Origin of the sequence: Escherichia sp. AM3, from assembly GCF_032029835.1 — a bacterium.
Taxonomy (GTDB): Bacteria; Pseudomonadota; Gammaproteobacteria; order Enterobacterales; family Enterobacteriaceae; genus Escherichia; species Escherichia coli.
Genome location: NZ_JAVUPQ010001175.1, coordinates 1 through 250, shown reverse-complemented (window position 1 = coordinate 250; position 250 = coordinate 1). Strand labels below are relative to the sequence as shown.

General features: G+C 55.6%; 1 pseudogene. It reads left to right on the top strand.

What is annotated here, in order from left to right:
* Positions 1-221, top strand: a pseudogene (locus RTW80_RS30215) (DeoR/GlpR family transcriptional regulator); the annotation flags it as partial.
* Positions 222-250: the final 29 nt, after the last annotated feature.

Sequence of the window (250 nt, the reverse complement as noted above, 5' to 3'; positions counted from 1 at the left end):
CGCTGCTGGAGTTTGATTACCACGAGGTGCGCACCAAGCGCGCGATCATTGAAAACTCACGTCACGTGATGCTGGTGGTGGACCACTCCAAATTGGGCCGTAACGCGATGGTCAACATGGGCAGCATCAGCATGGTGGATGCGGTTTACACCGACGTAATGCCACCGGCGGGCGTGATGCAGGTAATTAAGGATAACAATTTGCAGCTGGAATTGTGCTAGCGGTTGTGTCGGGTGGCGCTGCGCTTACC